The following is a 15913-nucleotide window of genomic DNA, read 5'->3' on the forward strand; positions in this document are numbered from 1 at the left end:
ACTGTGCTTTTCATTTAACCTTCTAAAGAACAAACTAAATATCCATTTAGCATCGCATATTGCGGTGCTTTTTTATATGATAAAAAAGTTTTCGCAGTAATGATCATGTTATTCTACTAGAAATAGTTTGTATAGAAGATTCTATAAATTGTAAGAAATTCCTCAAGAAGTGAAACTTAAGCCAAGGTCTATTCGTACTTACAAGAAGATATGCTAGAATAATCAGAACCTAGGTAGGTGAAGAAAATGAGCAAAAGGATAAGTAGTATAATTGGCTGGATTTTACTTTTAGTAGTAGGTGTTTCTTGGATTTCATTCGGCTATTCAAGTTGGTTCTTATTGCTAGTCCCACTATCGTATATTAGCTTTACAATTAGCGACGGCAGTATTCAAAAGTTAAGAAAGCTGTCTATATCTCAGGTTGTTTTAATTTTATTTGCGCTGGCGGTTTCGGTCGCTATTGTATTCAGTTTAATTCAGTTGGCAAATTACGTTATTATTGATCAACTACATCTGACAGGAGCAACTAAGACATTCAGTCAGATCGTTGCAATTCTTATTTCGTTGTATCCTATCAAGTTTTTATTTGGTAGCCTCGTGTACAAAGTGTACGAAAATTTGAATTCGACTAATCACTAAGGGGAATGTAAATGGAATTAACAAAAGAAGTTTCAAACACTAGAAAACCGTATTTTCTTAGCTTACTTCTCACCAGTAGTCTTGGTGTTGTTACGTATGTAATGATTCGATTTATCACATTCCAATACTATGATAGCTTTTGGACAAATTGGGTACTATTTGTTTCCTTTACAACCATTGCGTTCATGATCTGGCACAGAATAGATCCACTTCGAGGCGACGGGACGCGGAATAAATGGATCACACGAGCAGCTGGCATTACGATTTTTCTAGTTCTTGCTTTTGTAATTGGCTTCTAGTATTTGTGAGATACCGTCTTGGCAAATGAAGGAGTCTGATAAAAGATGTCTAAAAATTTAATTTTGTTAACTGCTGGAATTTTATTTGGTTGGATCATAATTAGTATTTTCACAAAAAATGTCGACGGAGATTTCTTACTCACACTATTGCTAGGCGTTATCATGGGGTATGGAGTTGGATATAAAGAGAAAAAAGAATAGAACTTTTTATTGCCTATAAGGAGGGGTAAAGTGGATGAATCAAAATGGAATATAGAAGAAGTGAAACGTCTTAAGAAAAAGCAATTGGTAGAATTCAATATAGGGATGCTCGTGCTATTCGTTCTGTCTCTTCTTTATATAAAAGCGGCATGGCCACTTTCTATTTTCTTGGTATTAATTTGCCTGCTATTATGGTGTTTCGCTCTACACGCGCTTTACATCCTCCTAACAGCAAGAACGACAGGTACCAAAACCAATCAGCTTGTTCAGGCTTTTGATAGAGATCATTGGGGGAAGAAGCGCTGGAAGAGAAAAAAGATAACCGAGTTTATCCTTCTCAGTATCGTAAGCATTATGTTCACAATATTTGTCTTTACATTAGATACTAGCTCCGAAACGCTACAATTTTATAATTTACTACCATTTATCGGGGCTTGGATCGGTTCGAATATAGGAAATGTCGTTAGAATAAGTAATTTGGAATTAGTAAATTAGTATTGTATAGATTGTTGAACTTACGAGCAACTTGTAGAATAATAAAGTAAGTGACTGATAATGTTTTAGTGTAATGGGATGCAATTCTTTGAAAAGAATTTGCATCTTTTTTACTAACATAGCCAATATGTGATACTACTAAATCTGGAGGATATGTGATGAAAGAAATTTTATTGCCGGGTGTTCACGTTACACTAAGACCGATGAAAAAAGATGATGTGGAAGCCCTTTATAGTGTAGCGCAAGACGACCGGATCTGGACGTACATGACGAATCCCATGAAAACTCGACTGGATATGGAGAAATACATTCAAGCAGCTCTCCGTACAAAAGATCTTGGAAGCGAGTATCCTTTCGTAATTATTCATAATGAATCGGGCAAAATCATTGGTTCAACTAGATTGATGGATATAGTTTTGTCGCATAAGCGTTTAGAAATCGGAAACACGTGGTTGCATCCTGAGTTTTGGCAGACTTCCGTTAATACGGAGTGCAAGTATTTGCTGTTCACTTATTGTTTTGAGGAATTACAATTGAATCGTGTCCAACTGAAAACCGATCATGAGAATATTCGTTCCCAACAAGCAATTGAGCGGATTGGAGCTGTAAAAGAAGGTGTTCTTCGCAATCATATGATCCGAGTAGACGGTACAATTCGTCACACTGTGATGTTTAGTGTGACCAAGGAACAGTGGGCAAGTGTGAAAGGAAGTATAGAAGACAAGATAAATTATATAAAGTGAATAGTTTAGGGGCGCAAAACGAGAATAATCCTCCCCTGCAATCAAAGTATTTTTGTGTCGGCACTCCTGCACAAGATCAAGCAAAGGTGTTTTGAATTTATCTGTAAAGTACCTTCATTCTTTAATTCGTGAAAAAGGATAATTCATTTATAAAATGAAAGTGAATCGGACATAGTGTGTTTACATGTATTAATGATCAAAAACAAATTGAATTACTTTTATGAAATAATCATTGGATGTTTTGATGAGTAAATCTCACTTTGTTCATTCACAAGAAAATGTGATTGATGCTCTCCGGAAGTTACTATATCATACACTGTTGGGAGGGCAATCGATGAAAAAAGGGGAATTCATTAATTTACTGAAGGCTTCCATTAAAGGGATATCACAGATTATATTTATAGAAAATACAATAAGCGGCCTTCTAATTTTATTGGCTATTACCATCACTTCGGTACCACTTGGAATCATAGTGTTTTTGTCTGCTGTGATCGGTACATTGGTTGCAACAGTTGGCGGTGCGGACAAAACGTTGGTTAGTAAAGGATTGATGGGATATAATTCTGTGTTAACTGGTTTGGCGTTACAATCGTTTTTGACGGGTCCGAATGCGTGGGTTGTCGCATTGATCGGCGCTGCAGTAGCTGCGATTTTCACTGCGACCTTGATGCATTTCATTGGCCACATAGGTATTCCGGTTTTAACGTTACCGTTCATCTTAGTCACTTGGTTTGTACTGCTGGAATCGTATAAATTCAAAAGCATTACATTGAGTGATGAATTAGTACCTCAAAGTTTAGCCAATTGGGAATTGCATATAGCAGGTGAAATTAATTTGCTTGATGTGATTTTCAATGGAATCGGCCAAATCTTTTTCATTATTGAAACGATCCCTAGTATTTTACTGTTTCTTGCGGTTTTTTGGGCCAGCAGAAAATTCGGTATTTATGCGATCATCGGCAATGCGGTCGCTTTCTTCACAGCACTTGCATTAGGCGGGGAGCATACGCAGATCGTGCTAGGTTTATATGGTTATAATGCTATTTTAACTATTCTCGCGGTATCTGCTGTGTTTAACACGAAAGAAAATCGCTATGCCCCTATTACCGGCGTGCTTGCTGCCTGTATCACAGTGCCGCTGAGTGCAAGTGTCAGCATTTGGTTATTACCGTACGGGCTTCCTGCGTTAACGATGCCATTTGTACTGAGCACTTGGTTAATTTTAGGTGCTAGAAAAATCATGCCCAATTTATAATTACGTGATTTGAACTAGCATAAAGCTTTATACGAGACAAACTAGCCCCGAAGTAGAATAATAGGTAAGTTAGTAAGTACACGCAATAATTTAAACAGGAGGTTTTTATGCTTAAGTGGAATAAAAACATGCTGATCGTGCTACTAGTACTTATAGTAGCGATCGCAGGATGCAACAAAAAAGAAGAGGTTAAAGAAGCAGATACAGCGAAAGAAAATCGACTTGTATATGCATCAGAAGAAGAATTCGAAGGGTTGAATCCGATTTTGGAGGAAACAAATTTAGACGCTTTATTATTTCGCGGTTTAATGCGATTTGATGAAAATAATAAAGTCATTACGGATATCGCCGATTCATTCGACATGTCCGAAGATCAACTCTCGTATACTTTCACATTAAAAGAAGGCATTACATTCCATGACGGTGAAGAGCTTACAGCGGATGATGTGGTGTTCACGATTGAAAGTATTATGGATGATCAAACGGCCTCGTTCTTGAAATCCGATTTTGAAGAAGTGGATTCCATTAAGAAAGTGGATGACTACAAAGTGGAAATCAAGTTAAAACAACCATTCACCCCTTTATTGGATAAATTAACGGTACCTATTCTCCCGGCACATGCATTTGAAGGTGTCGATATGAGAACAGCAGACTTTAATAGCCATCCAATTGGGGCAGGACCATATATGTTCGATAAATGGGATCGTGGCAACGCGTTAACATTACAAGCGTATAGCGACTTTTTCGGAACGAAGCCTTCCATTGAAAAAGTAATATTCAAGTTCATTCCAGATAGCAACGTACGTGCACTTCAATTAAAGTCGGGCGAAGTGGATGTTGCTTTGCTAGATCCTGTGCAAGTAGAAAATCTGGAAAAAGAAAAGAATTTAACGATTTACGATATAGAATCTGCGGATTACCGTGGCGTATTGTTTAATATGAATGTAGATCTTTGGAAAGATGTCAATGTACGTAAGGCGTTCAGTTATGCGACTGACCGCGAACAAATCGTCAAAGGAATCTTAAAAGGACATGGCTCCGTCGCCTATTCACCACTACAGAACCATGAATTCAATAATGATCAAGTGGAAAAGTACACGTACGACGTAGATCAGGCGAAATCATTACTGGAAGAATCAGGATGGAAAGTAGAGAAAGATGGTTTCCGTTATAAAGATGGAGAAAAACTAACCTTTACGATTACTACACCTGCCAGTGATTCCGTTCGTGTGAACATGGCGAATTATATTGCGGAAGGATTCACTGAAATAGGTGCAGATGTACAAGTCGCTGCACTTGATTGGAGCGCCATTACGATTGAAGACACGGAAGCGTTCATGGTTGGTTGGGGAAGTCCGTATGACGCGGATCACCACACGCACATCTTATTCCATTCGGATGAATCCAGCGTAACGAGCTCAGGGTATAACTATGGTAGTTATTCGAATGAAAAGGTAGATGAACTGCTTGCGAAAGGATGTATAACAACAGATCCAGAAGAACGTAAACAGATCTATATGCAGTTCCAAGAAGAACTTGCGAACGATCCAGCATTTGACTTTATTGCGTATGAAAATGCTGTCTATGGGATCAATAAAAATCTCAGTGGCGTGAAAGAACGAATTTTGGGTCATCACGGATCCGGTTTCCTCTGGAATGTGGAGGAGTGGAAGTGGAATGACCGCTAAGTGGGTAGGGAAGCGCATGGCGATGGGGATAATTGTCCTCCTCATCGTGAGCTTCCTTTCTTTTTTTATTATGCAAGCCGCCCCAGGTGATCCCGCTGCCGCTTTTTATGGTGGCAATTCACAGACGCTCACAACAGCTGAAAAAGAGCGAATTACCCATGCATTCGCATTGGATCAACCGGTTGCTTATCAGTATGTAGCGTGGCTAGGAGAGACCGTAAAAGGGAATTTTGGTACTTCGTATAAAGAAGGTAGGCCAGTTTCTACTATTTTGATGGAAAGACTACCAAATACTTTACTGTTATTTAGTGTAACGATGTTTTTCATTATAGCGGGCTCTATCTGGCTCGGTACAGTAGCAGGGATGAAGGAAGGTTCTATTTGGGATAGAGGACTTTCCACATTCAGTATTGCGACGTCGTCCATCCCTGCTTTTTGGCTGGGGATGTTATTCATCTACTTCTTTTCAGTGAGTTTAGGTATACTTCCTTCTTCTGGTTCGAGTGATGTAAGTGGACATGGTGGGTTGTTCGATATGATTCGTCACCTAATCATGCCTGCAAGTGTAATGATTTTGACGCATGTCGGAATCTATGCGCGTTTTCTCCAGGAAGGCATTAAGAAAGAAAATCGACAATACTATGTGAAAGTGGCACGCGCAAATGGTGTTAAAGAATCAATCATTCGTAGGGGAATCATGCGTAACGCTGCGATTCCATACTTAAATTATATCGCTATCACCATCCCGTCGTTCTTTGGTGGTTCCATCATCGTTGAATCACTTTTCGGTTGGTCTGGACTGGGGCAACTGACCGTGAAAGCAGTCGTCACAAAAGATTTCCCCTTATTAATGGGAAGCGTTATGATTACGGGCGTCATCGTTGTCATTAGTTTATTTATATTGGATTTAATCATGTACGCTATGGATCCGAAGTTGCGAAAAGGAGGCGTCCGGTAAATGAAGTCACGGAAAGCACTCTGGTTTTGGTACAGCTTACTTGGATTGATTGTCTTTTTGACAGTCTTTTCGAGTGTACTCGCCCCGTTCGGATCCAATGAAATGAATATGGATGAAGTGTATAGCGCCCCGAGTGGTGATCACTGGTTAGGTACGGATCATTTGGGTCGTGATGTGTTTACTCGCTTACTTGAAGGTGGGAGAGTCACGCTAGCGGTTGCCGGCGGTTCGGTTATTTTATCGTTGATCATCGGAATTGTGTACGGTGGGATTAGTGGCTATTTTGGCGGTGTAATTGATACTGTGATGATGCGCTTGTTAGAAGCATTGATCACAATTCCTTCACTTGTCATTATTTTGGCGTTTCAAGTGTTTATGCAAGGCGGCATGTGGGGCATGGCGCTCATCATCGGATTGACGGGCTGGCTTGTTACAGCGAGAATTGTACGTTCAGAATTCATTCGACTAAAAGAAGCGGAGTTTGTGAAAATGGCTACTATGTTTGGGACGCCTGTATGGAAAATACTGTGGGGCCATTTACTACGCAATAGCGTACCTGCTATTTTCGTCATTACGCTCTTCAACTTCGCAGCAGCTATTTTTACGGAAGTATCGCTCAGTTTTCTAGGAATCGGTATTCCTCCTGCGATTCCATCCTGGGGCAATATGTTATATTACGCGCAAAATGATATTTTAATTGGCGCTTGGTGGATCGCATTGTTTCCGGGAATTATGATTTTCTTGACCATTCTTTCAATCAATTTTATCGGAGAGGCATGGAAAGACCCAGAGCGGAGGCGAGTGAATGATTAGTGTTAGCGATCTATCTATACAAATAAATGATCAACCAATTATAGACCGTGTAGAATTTACGATTCCGCGTGGTAAAATCACTTCATTAATCGGTGAGAGTGGTAGTGGGAAGAGTATGACAGTTTCTGCCATGCTAGGACTGTTGCCAGCGAATGCGAAGGTAAGTGGGAAAGTCTTGTATGACGGTCGAAATTTACTGAGTGAGCCGGCTCAGGTAATGGAAAGCATACGAAAGAAAGATATTTTCACTATTTTTCAGGACGCAGCAAACAGTTTTAATCCGTCTGTCAAAATGGGAAATCAACTGTATGCATTTTCTGGTGGTCGTGTAGGCGATGCGAAAGATGTATACGTTACGAAAATGTATGTAATTCTAGAAAGTTTGGGCCTCTCTTTAGATATTGTCGAACAATATCCATTTGAATTATCGGGGGGCATGTTACAAAGGTGCATGATTGCTTGTGCATTTTATGTGGAACCTGCGTTACTCATAGCGGACGAACCTACTTCTGCACTCGATATGGTGCTGCAGAAAGAATTCATTGAATTAGTGACTAACTTAAATGAAGAACGCGGGACGACTATTCTTCTCATTACACATGACCTCGACATAGTCGCTGAAGCAGCCCATGCGATGGCCGTAATGCAGCGAGGACAAGTAGTGGAAACAGGGACGGTAGAAGCGGTTTTTGCGCAACCTGCTCATGCGTATACGAAGCGATTGCTTGCGAGTCGTTTTTAGAGGAGTGGATGATCGATGTTAGATTTAGTGAATGTGTCGAAGAGCTATCGCCATGGAGTTGAGACGAAGAAAGCGTTGGACAGTGTTCATTTGACTGTGAATACAGGTGAGATTGTAGGACTCGTTGGGGAGAGTGGGAGTGGAAAAAGTACGCTTGCACGCGTCGTGATGCAGCTCGAATCAATAGAATCCGGCTCAATTTTATTCAATGGTCAAACCGTTACCCGTAAAAACAGAAAATCATTTTACGAAGCCAGTCAATTAATTTTCCAAAATGCAGCGGCTGCGCTGAATCCTTCGTGGACAGTCCGTGAAATATTGCACGAACCTCTTCGTACGATGAAGGGAGATCGTGAAGCGCATATACGGCACATGCTCACGCGAGTAAAACTATCAGAATCACATTTACAACGTTACCCATCAGAATTAAGTGGCGGTGAACGCCAACGTGTCAACTTGCTTCGATCACTATTAGTTGAACCGAAGTTATTGATTTGTGATGAAATTGTATCGAACTTGGATCGGTTAATTCAAAAAGAAATCATTGATTTACTTCTAGAACTAAACCGTGAAATGAGAATGACAATATTATTTATCGCGCACGACCTACAAGCCGTTATGTATATGTGTAATCGCGTGTATGTGATGAAAGATGGGGAAATCATAGACGAGAGTACGAAAACAAATGGAGAATTCCACTTTTCGCATTCGTATTCCAAACAGTTATTTGACTCCGTGTTAGGTAGTCGGATAAAAGCTCAAATAAACGAAAGCCTCTGACGAATTGGTTGGGGGCTTTTTTGTTGATGTTAGACCCGTGTTTCGGCTAAGAATCTACAGTTTAGGGTTTTGGGGGCTATGTGAAACCTTTCATTGTATACTAGTAAAATAGTAGAATAACAGAAAAATGGAGTGAATAGATGATGTTTTTTAAACGGATGAATAAACAAGAATCGGTAAACAGTAAGCGCGCTGCTGAAGCAGGTTTTATTACCTATATGCTTCTCACAGCTATTAACTATTTCTGTTATTTACTTATAGAACAAACGTTTCTCTCTCCAACTTTAATTTTCTGGAGTGGATTGGTCGTATTCTTTGGATATGGTTTACTCATCAACAGCAAAGAAAAAAGTAAATAGATCAACTTTAAAATACTCCCAATAGAATTGGACTGATTTGATAGTGAAAAAGAGACTTCTGTCTGCATTGATATTACTTTTAACTATAATGAGTTTTATTTGGTTTCAAAATAATTCCATCACAATTTCCCAAACCGTCATTCGCTCAGAGAATCTTCCTGCCAATTTTGATCAATTCAAGATTGTTCATTTGTCTGACCTCCACAATAAAAGCTTCGGACATAATCAGCAGCGATTAGCGCGGAAAATCAATAAGCTTCAACCTGATATCGTCGTCTTTACCGGCGATCTTATTGACAGTAAAAGAGCAGGAGATCGAGCGAGCTTACAATTAATGAAAGAGCTAACGTCTTCTGTTCCCGTGTATTACGTATCAGGAAACCATGAGTGGTGGTCAGGGAAATTTGATGCGCTAGAACAATCATTGAAAGCGGCCGGTGTACACGTTTTGCGAAATGAACATGCGATAGTAGAAAAGAAGAATGAAAAAATTTACGTGGCGGGCATTGATGATCCGGCACATAACAGTGAAGGTTTTGCAGAACGAGAAATCGCAAAGAAAGACCTTATTCACTCGTTAGAAGGAATGGAAGAAGATCCTTTCACTATCTTATTGACGCATCGTCCAGAGTTACTGTCACTCTACGCGACGTTCGATTTGGATCTGGTGTTTGCAGGTCATGCGCACGGAGGGCAAGTTAGGCTTCCATTTATAGGTGGAGTTGTAGCGCCCAATCAGGGATTTCTACCAGAATATACGGCAGGAAGACACGAACTGGATCAAACACAAATGATCGTAAGCAGAGGGCTTGGTAACAGTATCATCCCGTTACGGATGTTCAATCGTCCCGAGATCGTGGCGGTTACGTTAGAAGTAGTGAAAGAATAAGGAGTATTAGTAAATAAAAACGTACTTGTCTACGAACAAAAATGAGTGAGTAAACATTCATGTTAGTTTCGTATTCAGGTACTTTTTAATCTTGCGCAAACTAATAAGTAACACTATTTACCGAATGGAAGCGTTGATATATATATAAGTAGTATCTATTACTATATACCAAAAGTACGTATAACTATATACCATTAGTCTGTATTGCTATATACAAGTAGATAGTATTACAGTATACTATAATTAAGTAATACCACGTACCGGTAAGCAGTTATACATATTACTGTTTCAAAACTGAAAAATTAATGTGGTTTTACAAGTTATTCATGAAATTTCGTAGGAGGAAGTTATGGAGAATATTACTGAAATGTTGAAAGGTGTGCTTGAAGGCTGTGTCTTGGAAATCATCAATCGAGGGGAAACATACGGCTACGAAATCACTCAACAGCTGCGAGAACTTGGGTTCACCGATATAGTAGAAGGCACAGTCTATACGATTACTGCGAGACTCGAGAAAAACCATTTAGTGATGATCGAGAAAAAACCATCTGTTATTGGACCACCAAGAAAATTTTATACTCTCAATGCAGCAGGAAGAGAACGACTTGAAAATTTTTGGATTAAGTGGGAATTTGTTTCGGGGAAAATAGACGAACTTAAACATAATGAAGATGTAAACTATGAGTTTTTTTGAAACAACATAAAAGTACCTGTGCACAATACTCACCAGAGTTATGTGCACAGGTACTTTTTAAGTTATAACTTGATTCCCAGTAGTCTTTTTCTGTGTAAATCCACCAAGGAACAGCTTTCCGTGTGGTAGGAACTTTTGAATAATGATAGAAAATACGATGGGTACGAATAAACCGAATGCTGTGAATCCGATAATCCCATAGGTGAAGTAATCATTTAACAAGATATCCGTAAAGATGTGTAAATACATAATCGTTAACGAGTGTTTTTCGATTTTTTGTAGCCAATTTAACGAAAGGTAAGCAGCGGCTTGTTGGAACACGCCAACTAACACCAAAGTGAATGAAAGCGGAATAACCAAGTCTAGAATAAAATGATCGTAACGTAAAAATTTCATACTCAAGTGATAATCAATAATTTGACTATTATCGAGTATGATCGCCGCGCCACTGACGAACACTCCTGCGATCAACCATTTCTTCGTCACGTTCATCCAAAAGCTTTTCATATAATATCCAAGTGAAAAGTACACAACGGCCATTAATGCCACATCGATATTCCAAATCATTGGGATCGTTTGAGACGCAGTAGAAGGTGCTCCTCCAATTACATGCATCGCAAATAAACTTTCGAAGTGTGCAATCGTATAGAAGATCGCCAAAATAATGATTTGCTTTGTTCGATTAAAATATTTAGTCATCCATAAGAAGAATAAATACGTGAAGAAAAGGGTTGTAACGAACCAGAAGACACCGTACGCACCACGCACAAAACGACCGCCGACCACAAGTGTCCAGATGTCATGTACATACCATGATAAATCTAAGTTGCCCGAACCGATCTCTATCCCGTAGCGAATAAACGTTATACTCACTAAGAAAAATAAATACGGAACAATCAACTGCATAAATCGCTTGTGAATTGTGGGTTTTATTAAGCCTTTTTCAATTACAGGCTTAAAAAATAAGCCGCTTAAAATAAAGAAGGCGGGCATGTGAAACCAATAGATATATTTAACGAGAGGGAAATCAAGCTCACCTGGAAAATGACCGATTACGACAAGGATCATTAAAAAACCTTTGGTGACATCTACCCAAGATAAACGTTTATTCTTCATAATCAAGCTCCTCAAGAAAACTAACGCATGTCTATATTGTACAACCAATCGATCAGAAAAAATGAAATGTAATCGAAATGACTCAAGAATGTAAGCTGGCTGTAAATACGTTGGATTCATTTGGTGATTTATTACGGTTGACTGATTAATCAGACTGTCGGATCAGTATATAATGTCTTTTACCTGATATGTTTTGTCAGAACAGCTTGTAATCTTTCATTCAACATCAATATAATAAGAAGTACGTGTTTTAGGTCATAATTTTATGAAGTCTTAGTGCATAGAACAAGTACTCTAGTATATTTTAGGACGTGATGTAAATTTTCTACGCTGTAATTTTATTTATAGTAGCGGGGTTGGCTGAGATTGGCGGAGGCTATTTAATTTGGTTGTGGTTAAGAGAAGGCAGACCTTTTTACTGGGGAATAGGTGGAGGAATTATTCTAGCACTATATGGTGTGGTCGCTACGTTTCAGCATTTCCCGTCATTCGGGAGAGTATATGCTGCATATGGCGGTGTCTTTATAGTCCTATCCGTTTTATGGGGATGGGGAGTGGATAAAAAAGTGCCGGATTTATATGATTGGATAGGTGCTGGCATATGCGTAATAGGGGTTGCCATCATATTGTTCGCTCCACGGCATTAAATACATATCGTTTTCCATTTTACATAATAAATGAATTGTCAACATGTCTCTACGTAAAATTAAAACGCCTGTAGAACACATTTTTATGAATGGGTTCCACAGGCATGTTTTTATTTCTCTTGTTCCTTCGCAAATTCCATAAACATCCGTAATTTCTCGGATACCTTGCCATAGACCGTATCTTCATCATACTCTCCAAGTTCATTCGGTTGTCCAGCCGCAATACCGGTTAAAATTTCTATTCCTTCTTCAATCGTTCGCACTTTATAAATATGGAATTGTCCTTCACGTACAGATTCAATGATTTCATCGTTTAGCATTAAGTTCTTCACGTTTTGGTGAGGGATGAGTACGCCTTGCTTGCCTGTAAGTCCTCTATTTTTACATACATTATAAAAGCCTTCTACTTTTTCATTCACGCCACCTATTGGTTGGATTTCGCCATTTTGATTGACGGAGCCGGTTACAGCCAATCCTTGATCGATTGGAATTTCTGCTAGGCTAGACAAAATCGCATAAAGCTCTGTACTTGAAGCGCTATCTCCATCTACGCCGCCATAAGACTGTTCAAACGCGATGTGTGCAGTCAATACTAATGGATACTTTTGTGCAAACTTTTGTCCTAAATAGCCACCTAATATATAGACACCTTTATTATGCGTATTGCCACTCAACTGGCTTTCCCTTTCAATATTGACAAAGCCTTTTTTGCCCATAAAAGTGGTAGCCGTAATACGTGAAGGTTTGCCGAATTGGTATTGTCCTAAGTTGTAAACAGCCAAGCCATTCACTTGTCCAATTTTCCCTCCGTCCGTATCAATTAGAATACTCCCTTCATCGATGCTCGCTTGAATCTTTTCCTCATATAAATTGGAGCGATATCTTTTTTCTTCAATTGCCTTTTCAATATGCTTTTCGGAAACTAGGTCATCTCCCATTATGCTGGCCCATGCATCCGCCTCGTAAATCAATTCGACTTGCAGATTAAATCGTGTGGATAATTTGCGTTGATCACCCGCAATACGTGAGCTGTATTCTATAATCTTTGCGACAGCGGAAGGGTCAAAATGTCGCAGTCCGTGCTTTTTACAATGCGTGTGAATAAAGCTAATCAATCCTGCAATATTCTCTTGGTTGTATTTCATTTCTACATCAAAATCTACGCGTATCTTAAATAATTTACGGAAATCTTCATCGTGTTGATAAAGGGCTTGATAAATATTCATATTGCCAATGATAATAATTTTTACATCGAGTGGAATGGGATCTGGGTTTACCGATGCTGTCGCAATTATACTAGCATGCTCGCCTATATTTTCAATTTGAAGTTTATGAATTAATAATGCTCTTTTTAAACCTTCCCATGCTTGGCTCTTTGAAAAAATATCTTTCGCTTGAATGAGAAGATACCCGCCATTTGCGTCATGTAAGTAGCCAGGTTTTATCTTCGTGAAATCAGTGCTCATGACACCCATTCGGTTTTCATATTCTACTTTACCGATCAGATTATAAAAAGTAGGGTTATCGGCTGTTATTACGGGCATACCTGTAGTATCGCTATTATCAACGAGTACGTTGATTGTATACTTATTAAGTGCTTGGTTTTCGTCTTTAAACAGATTACCTAACTGCTTTTCATCTTTTTTCGTTGGATTCGGCAGGAACACTTGGAAATTATTCGCTAAATCTTTTCTGACGGTTTTTAAATAACGAACGACTTCTGGACAGTCTTTATAGTCTTTTTTTAGCTCATCAATGTGAAAATCGATTGTCGTAATGGCCGTCTGATGGTCAAATCCTGTTAATGATTTCTTCAACTCCTGCTCGAAATGGAGTATAGTTTTCGTCGCTTCCAATATGATTTCCTGTAGTTTGGCAGAGTTTTCTTCAATAGCAGCTCGTTGTTGATCATCTAAAGCGCCGTAGGCTTCTTCGGTTATTGGTTGTCCATCTTCGCCCATCGGAATGGTAGCGACTGTTGAGTCACTTTGTTTCAGTATAAATCCATTCTCTGTAGCTATTTCATTTGTTTGTTTATATACTTGGTCCACTTTTTCTTTATATTTCTGGATGATGGATGTACGATTTTTTTGTCGATTGTTTTCACTAAACGCATTCGGAATATCTACTTTTAAATCATTTAATAGCTGCTCCATCGATTTTTTGAGTTGATTGCCTAATCCGACAGGAAGCTTCAATACTTTAGGTTTGTACTCATCCTCGAAGTTATTGACATAACACCAATCAAAAAGTTTAGCTTCTTTTTTTGAAAAGTCCTGTACTACGGTAGTAACAAAAGAAGTTTTTCCGACACCTTCTGTCCCTGCGACATATAGATTATATCCGGGTTTATTGACATGCAAGCCGAAATTCATCACAGATCGTGCCCGTTGTTGACCGATAATATTCGTCAGCTTTTCTACATGTTCCGTAGAGTCGAATGAAAATATGGAGTAATCTACTACCTTCTTCAAGTCATTCGGTTGTAATTCAGCTTTTCGTTTAATGGACTCTTCATTGAAATTTGTCAATTACACTCACCTCACTCGTGATTTCTCTTTACTCTTCTTATACCCTTAATGAAGGTGGAACACGCAATAATCAAACAATATTTTTTCATAAGTAATATTTACCTAAAATAAGGTACGAATAGCCGGCAAAATTATTCGATTTCAAAAAGAATTGACAAGGGGAAGGTATGTAGTTAATAGGAAAAGACAGTTCCGAAAAGTCTCGGAACTGTCTTTTTGTTAGGATATGATTGTGGATACAAAAGCTTTAACTTCTATAGTTAAGAACAAATCCCTTGCGCTTTGTTCAATAAATGATCCAGTTTCCGACTACTTTTCACAACGCTTGGATGTGTAAAACCGAAAAGATTTGCTTTCTTATACATGATCATTCTTTTTACTTTAATCCTAAATGACAATAATACTGTAGTAATTTTTCTCTTCATTTCTATTCCTCCGACTATAAATTACGCTTCAATTATGCAGAAGTTATCTAGTTAGTAAAGAAGCAACGTCTACATCATATTAAACGCAGAATGAAAAGCATGTCGGATTTTGGCTCGCATTTTAATTATTGCTGAATTATGACAGCACTGTGAATGATAACTGACTAATTAAAAATCTTGTGCTGTACTACATATGAAAGGTAAGTGTAATTCGGACAAATTGTTAATGTGATAACAATTTAAAAACATTTTTAAACTCGATGTATGATATTTTAAAAAATGCTCATTCTATTGTCAGAAGGAGGTGGACAACATGCCAAACAACAACAGCAGCAACAACTCAAACCAACTTTTAGTTCCAGGCGTACAACAGGCGATCAACCAGATGAAGGAAGAAATCGCTAACGAATTCGGTGTAAACCTTGGACCAGACTCCACATCGCGTGCCAACGGATCCGTCGGCGGAGAAATTACAAAGCGATTAGTGCGTCAGGCTCAATCACAAATGAACGGTAATATGGAATAACAGCAGTAACCAGCCAGATTAGCATATGAAAAATCATGAGCACTATACGCTTTGATTTCTCAAAAAATGAAAGACGACGATTCATTCGATTGCGAATGGATTGTCGTCTTTTT

At 38.7% G+C, this 15913-nt stretch carries 19 protein-coding genes; 16 read left to right on the plus strand and 3 right to left on the minus strand.

Annotated elements, in window-relative coordinates; translation table 11 throughout:
* The first annotated feature begins 246 nt into the window (after nucleotides 1-246).
* From CSV69_RS04705 to CSV69_RS04770, 14 genes are all read left to right on the plus strand, one after another.
* Nucleotides 247-639: a disulfide bond formation protein DsbD gene (locus CSV69_RS04705; protein WP_099692837.1), complete on the plus strand. Its 393-nt coding sequence runs from the start codon at nucleotides 247-249 to the stop codon at nucleotides 637-639.
* Nucleotides 640-650: 11 nt separating this feature from the next.
* Entirely contained in the window at nucleotides 651-938 is a 288-nt protein-coding gene (locus tag CSV69_RS04710) for a hypothetical protein (protein ID WP_099692838.1), read from the plus strand.
* 45 nt (nucleotides 939-983) lie between these two features.
* Nucleotides 984-1139: a tRNA U-34 5-methylaminomethyl-2-thiouridine biosynthesis protein gene (locus CSV69_RS04715; protein ID WP_099692839.1), complete on the plus strand. Its 156-nt coding sequence runs from the start codon at nucleotides 984-986 to the stop codon at nucleotides 1137-1139.
* Nucleotides 1140-1169: 30 nt separating this feature from the next.
* Nucleotides 1170-1634, plus strand: a complete 465-nt coding sequence (locus tag CSV69_RS04720) for a hypothetical protein (RefSeq protein WP_099692840.1) — start codon at nucleotides 1170-1172, stop codon at nucleotides 1632-1634.
* Nucleotides 1635-1792: 158 nt separating this feature from the next.
* A complete protein-coding gene (locus tag CSV69_RS04725) occupies nucleotides 1793-2377 on the plus strand; it encodes a GNAT family N-acetyltransferase (RefSeq protein WP_085426265.1) in 585 nt (194 codons plus the stop codon).
* A 334-nt stretch (nucleotides 2378-2711) separates the two neighbouring features.
* The gene (locus CSV69_RS04730; RefSeq protein ID WP_099692841.1) at nucleotides 2712-3632 is read left to right on the plus strand and encodes an urea transporter; all 921 of its coding nucleotides are present in this window, start codon (nucleotides 2712-2714) and stop codon (nucleotides 3630-3632) included.
* Nucleotides 3633-3739: 107 nt separating this feature from the next.
* Nucleotides 3740-5320 carry an ABC transporter substrate-binding protein gene (locus CSV69_RS04735; RefSeq protein WP_099692842.1) on the plus strand — a complete coding sequence of 527 codons (1581 nt, stop codon included), beginning with the start codon at nucleotides 3740-3742 and terminating at the stop codon, nucleotides 5318-5320.
* Nucleotides 5310-6278, plus strand: coding sequence for an ABC transporter permease (locus CSV69_RS04740; RefSeq protein WP_099692843.1), 969 nt, complete (start codon nucleotides 5310-5312; stop codon nucleotides 6276-6278). The genes CSV69_RS04735 and CSV69_RS04740 overlap by 11 nt, the downstream gene beginning before the upstream one ends.
* Nucleotides 6279-7091, plus strand: a complete 813-nt coding sequence (locus CSV69_RS04745) for an ABC transporter permease (protein ID WP_099625266.1) — start codon at nucleotides 6279-6281, stop codon at nucleotides 7089-7091.
* Entirely contained in the window at nucleotides 7084-7833 is a 750-nt protein-coding gene (locus CSV69_RS04750) for an ATP-binding cassette domain-containing protein (protein WP_099692844.1), read from the plus strand. Before CSV69_RS04745 ends, CSV69_RS04750 begins: the two co-directional genes overlap by 8 nt.
* A gap of 15 nt (nucleotides 7834-7848) precedes the next feature.
* The gene (locus tag CSV69_RS04755; RefSeq protein ID WP_099692845.1) at nucleotides 7849-8613 is read left to right on the plus strand and encodes an ABC transporter ATP-binding protein; all 765 of its coding nucleotides are present in this window, start codon (nucleotides 7849-7851) and stop codon (nucleotides 8611-8613) included.
* A gap of 158 nt (nucleotides 8614-8771) precedes the next feature.
* On the plus strand, nucleotides 8772-8972 hold the full coding sequence (locus CSV69_RS04760) for a hypothetical protein (protein ID WP_143560798.1): 201 nt from the start codon (nucleotides 8772-8774) through the stop codon (nucleotides 8970-8972).
* 88 nt (nucleotides 8973-9060) lie between these two features.
* Nucleotides 9061-9861, plus strand: a complete 801-nt coding sequence (locus tag CSV69_RS04765) for a metallophosphoesterase (RefSeq protein WP_369823936.1) — start codon at nucleotides 9061-9063, stop codon at nucleotides 9859-9861.
* Between the two features lie 349 nt (nucleotides 9862-10210).
* Nucleotides 10211-10555, plus strand: a complete 345-nt coding sequence (locus CSV69_RS04770) for a PadR family transcriptional regulator (RefSeq protein WP_099692848.1) — start codon at nucleotides 10211-10213, stop codon at nucleotides 10553-10555.
* Nucleotides 10556-10612: 57 nt separating this feature from the next.
* Here CSV69_RS04770 and CSV69_RS04775 read toward each other — a convergent pair whose 3' ends face one another.
* Nucleotides 10613-11671, minus strand: coding sequence for an acyltransferase family protein (locus CSV69_RS04775; RefSeq protein WP_099692849.1), 1059 nt, complete (start codon nucleotides 11669-11671; stop codon nucleotides 10613-10615).
* A 320-nt stretch (nucleotides 11672-11991) separates the two neighbouring features.
* Between CSV69_RS04775 and CSV69_RS04780 the strand changes: the two genes are divergently transcribed.
* The gene (locus CSV69_RS04780; protein ID WP_085426254.1) at nucleotides 11992-12318 is read left to right on the plus strand and encodes a YnfA family protein; all 327 of its coding nucleotides are present in this window, start codon (nucleotides 11992-11994) and stop codon (nucleotides 12316-12318) included.
* Nucleotides 12319-12428: 110 nt separating this feature from the next.
* Here CSV69_RS04780 and CSV69_RS04785 read toward each other — a convergent pair whose 3' ends face one another.
* Together CSV69_RS04785 and CSV69_RS04790 are read right to left on the minus strand one after the other, a co-directional pair.
* Nucleotides 12429-14849, minus strand: coding sequence for an ATP-binding protein (locus CSV69_RS04785; protein ID WP_099692850.1), 2421 nt, complete (start codon nucleotides 14847-14849; stop codon nucleotides 12429-12431).
* Nucleotides 14850-15109: 260 nt separating this feature from the next.
* Nucleotides 15110-15274: an aspartyl-phosphate phosphatase Spo0E family protein gene (locus CSV69_RS04790; RefSeq protein ID WP_099625258.1), complete on the minus strand. Its 165-nt coding sequence runs from the start codon at nucleotides 15272-15274 to the stop codon at nucleotides 15110-15112.
* 313 nt (nucleotides 15275-15587) lie between these two features.
* On the opposite strand from CSV69_RS04790, the gene CSV69_RS04795 reads away from it, so the two are divergent.
* On the plus strand, nucleotides 15588-15800 hold the full coding sequence (locus tag CSV69_RS04795; RefSeq protein WP_085426251.1) for an alpha/beta-type small acid-soluble spore protein: 213 nt from the start codon (nucleotides 15588-15590) through the stop codon (nucleotides 15798-15800).
* Nucleotides 15801-15913 lie beyond the last annotated feature (113 nt).

Source organism: Sporosarcina sp. P26b (assembly GCF_002743245.1).
GTDB classification, from domain to species: domain Bacteria; phylum Bacillota; class Bacilli; order Bacillales_A; family Planococcaceae; genus Sporosarcina; species Sporosarcina ureae_C.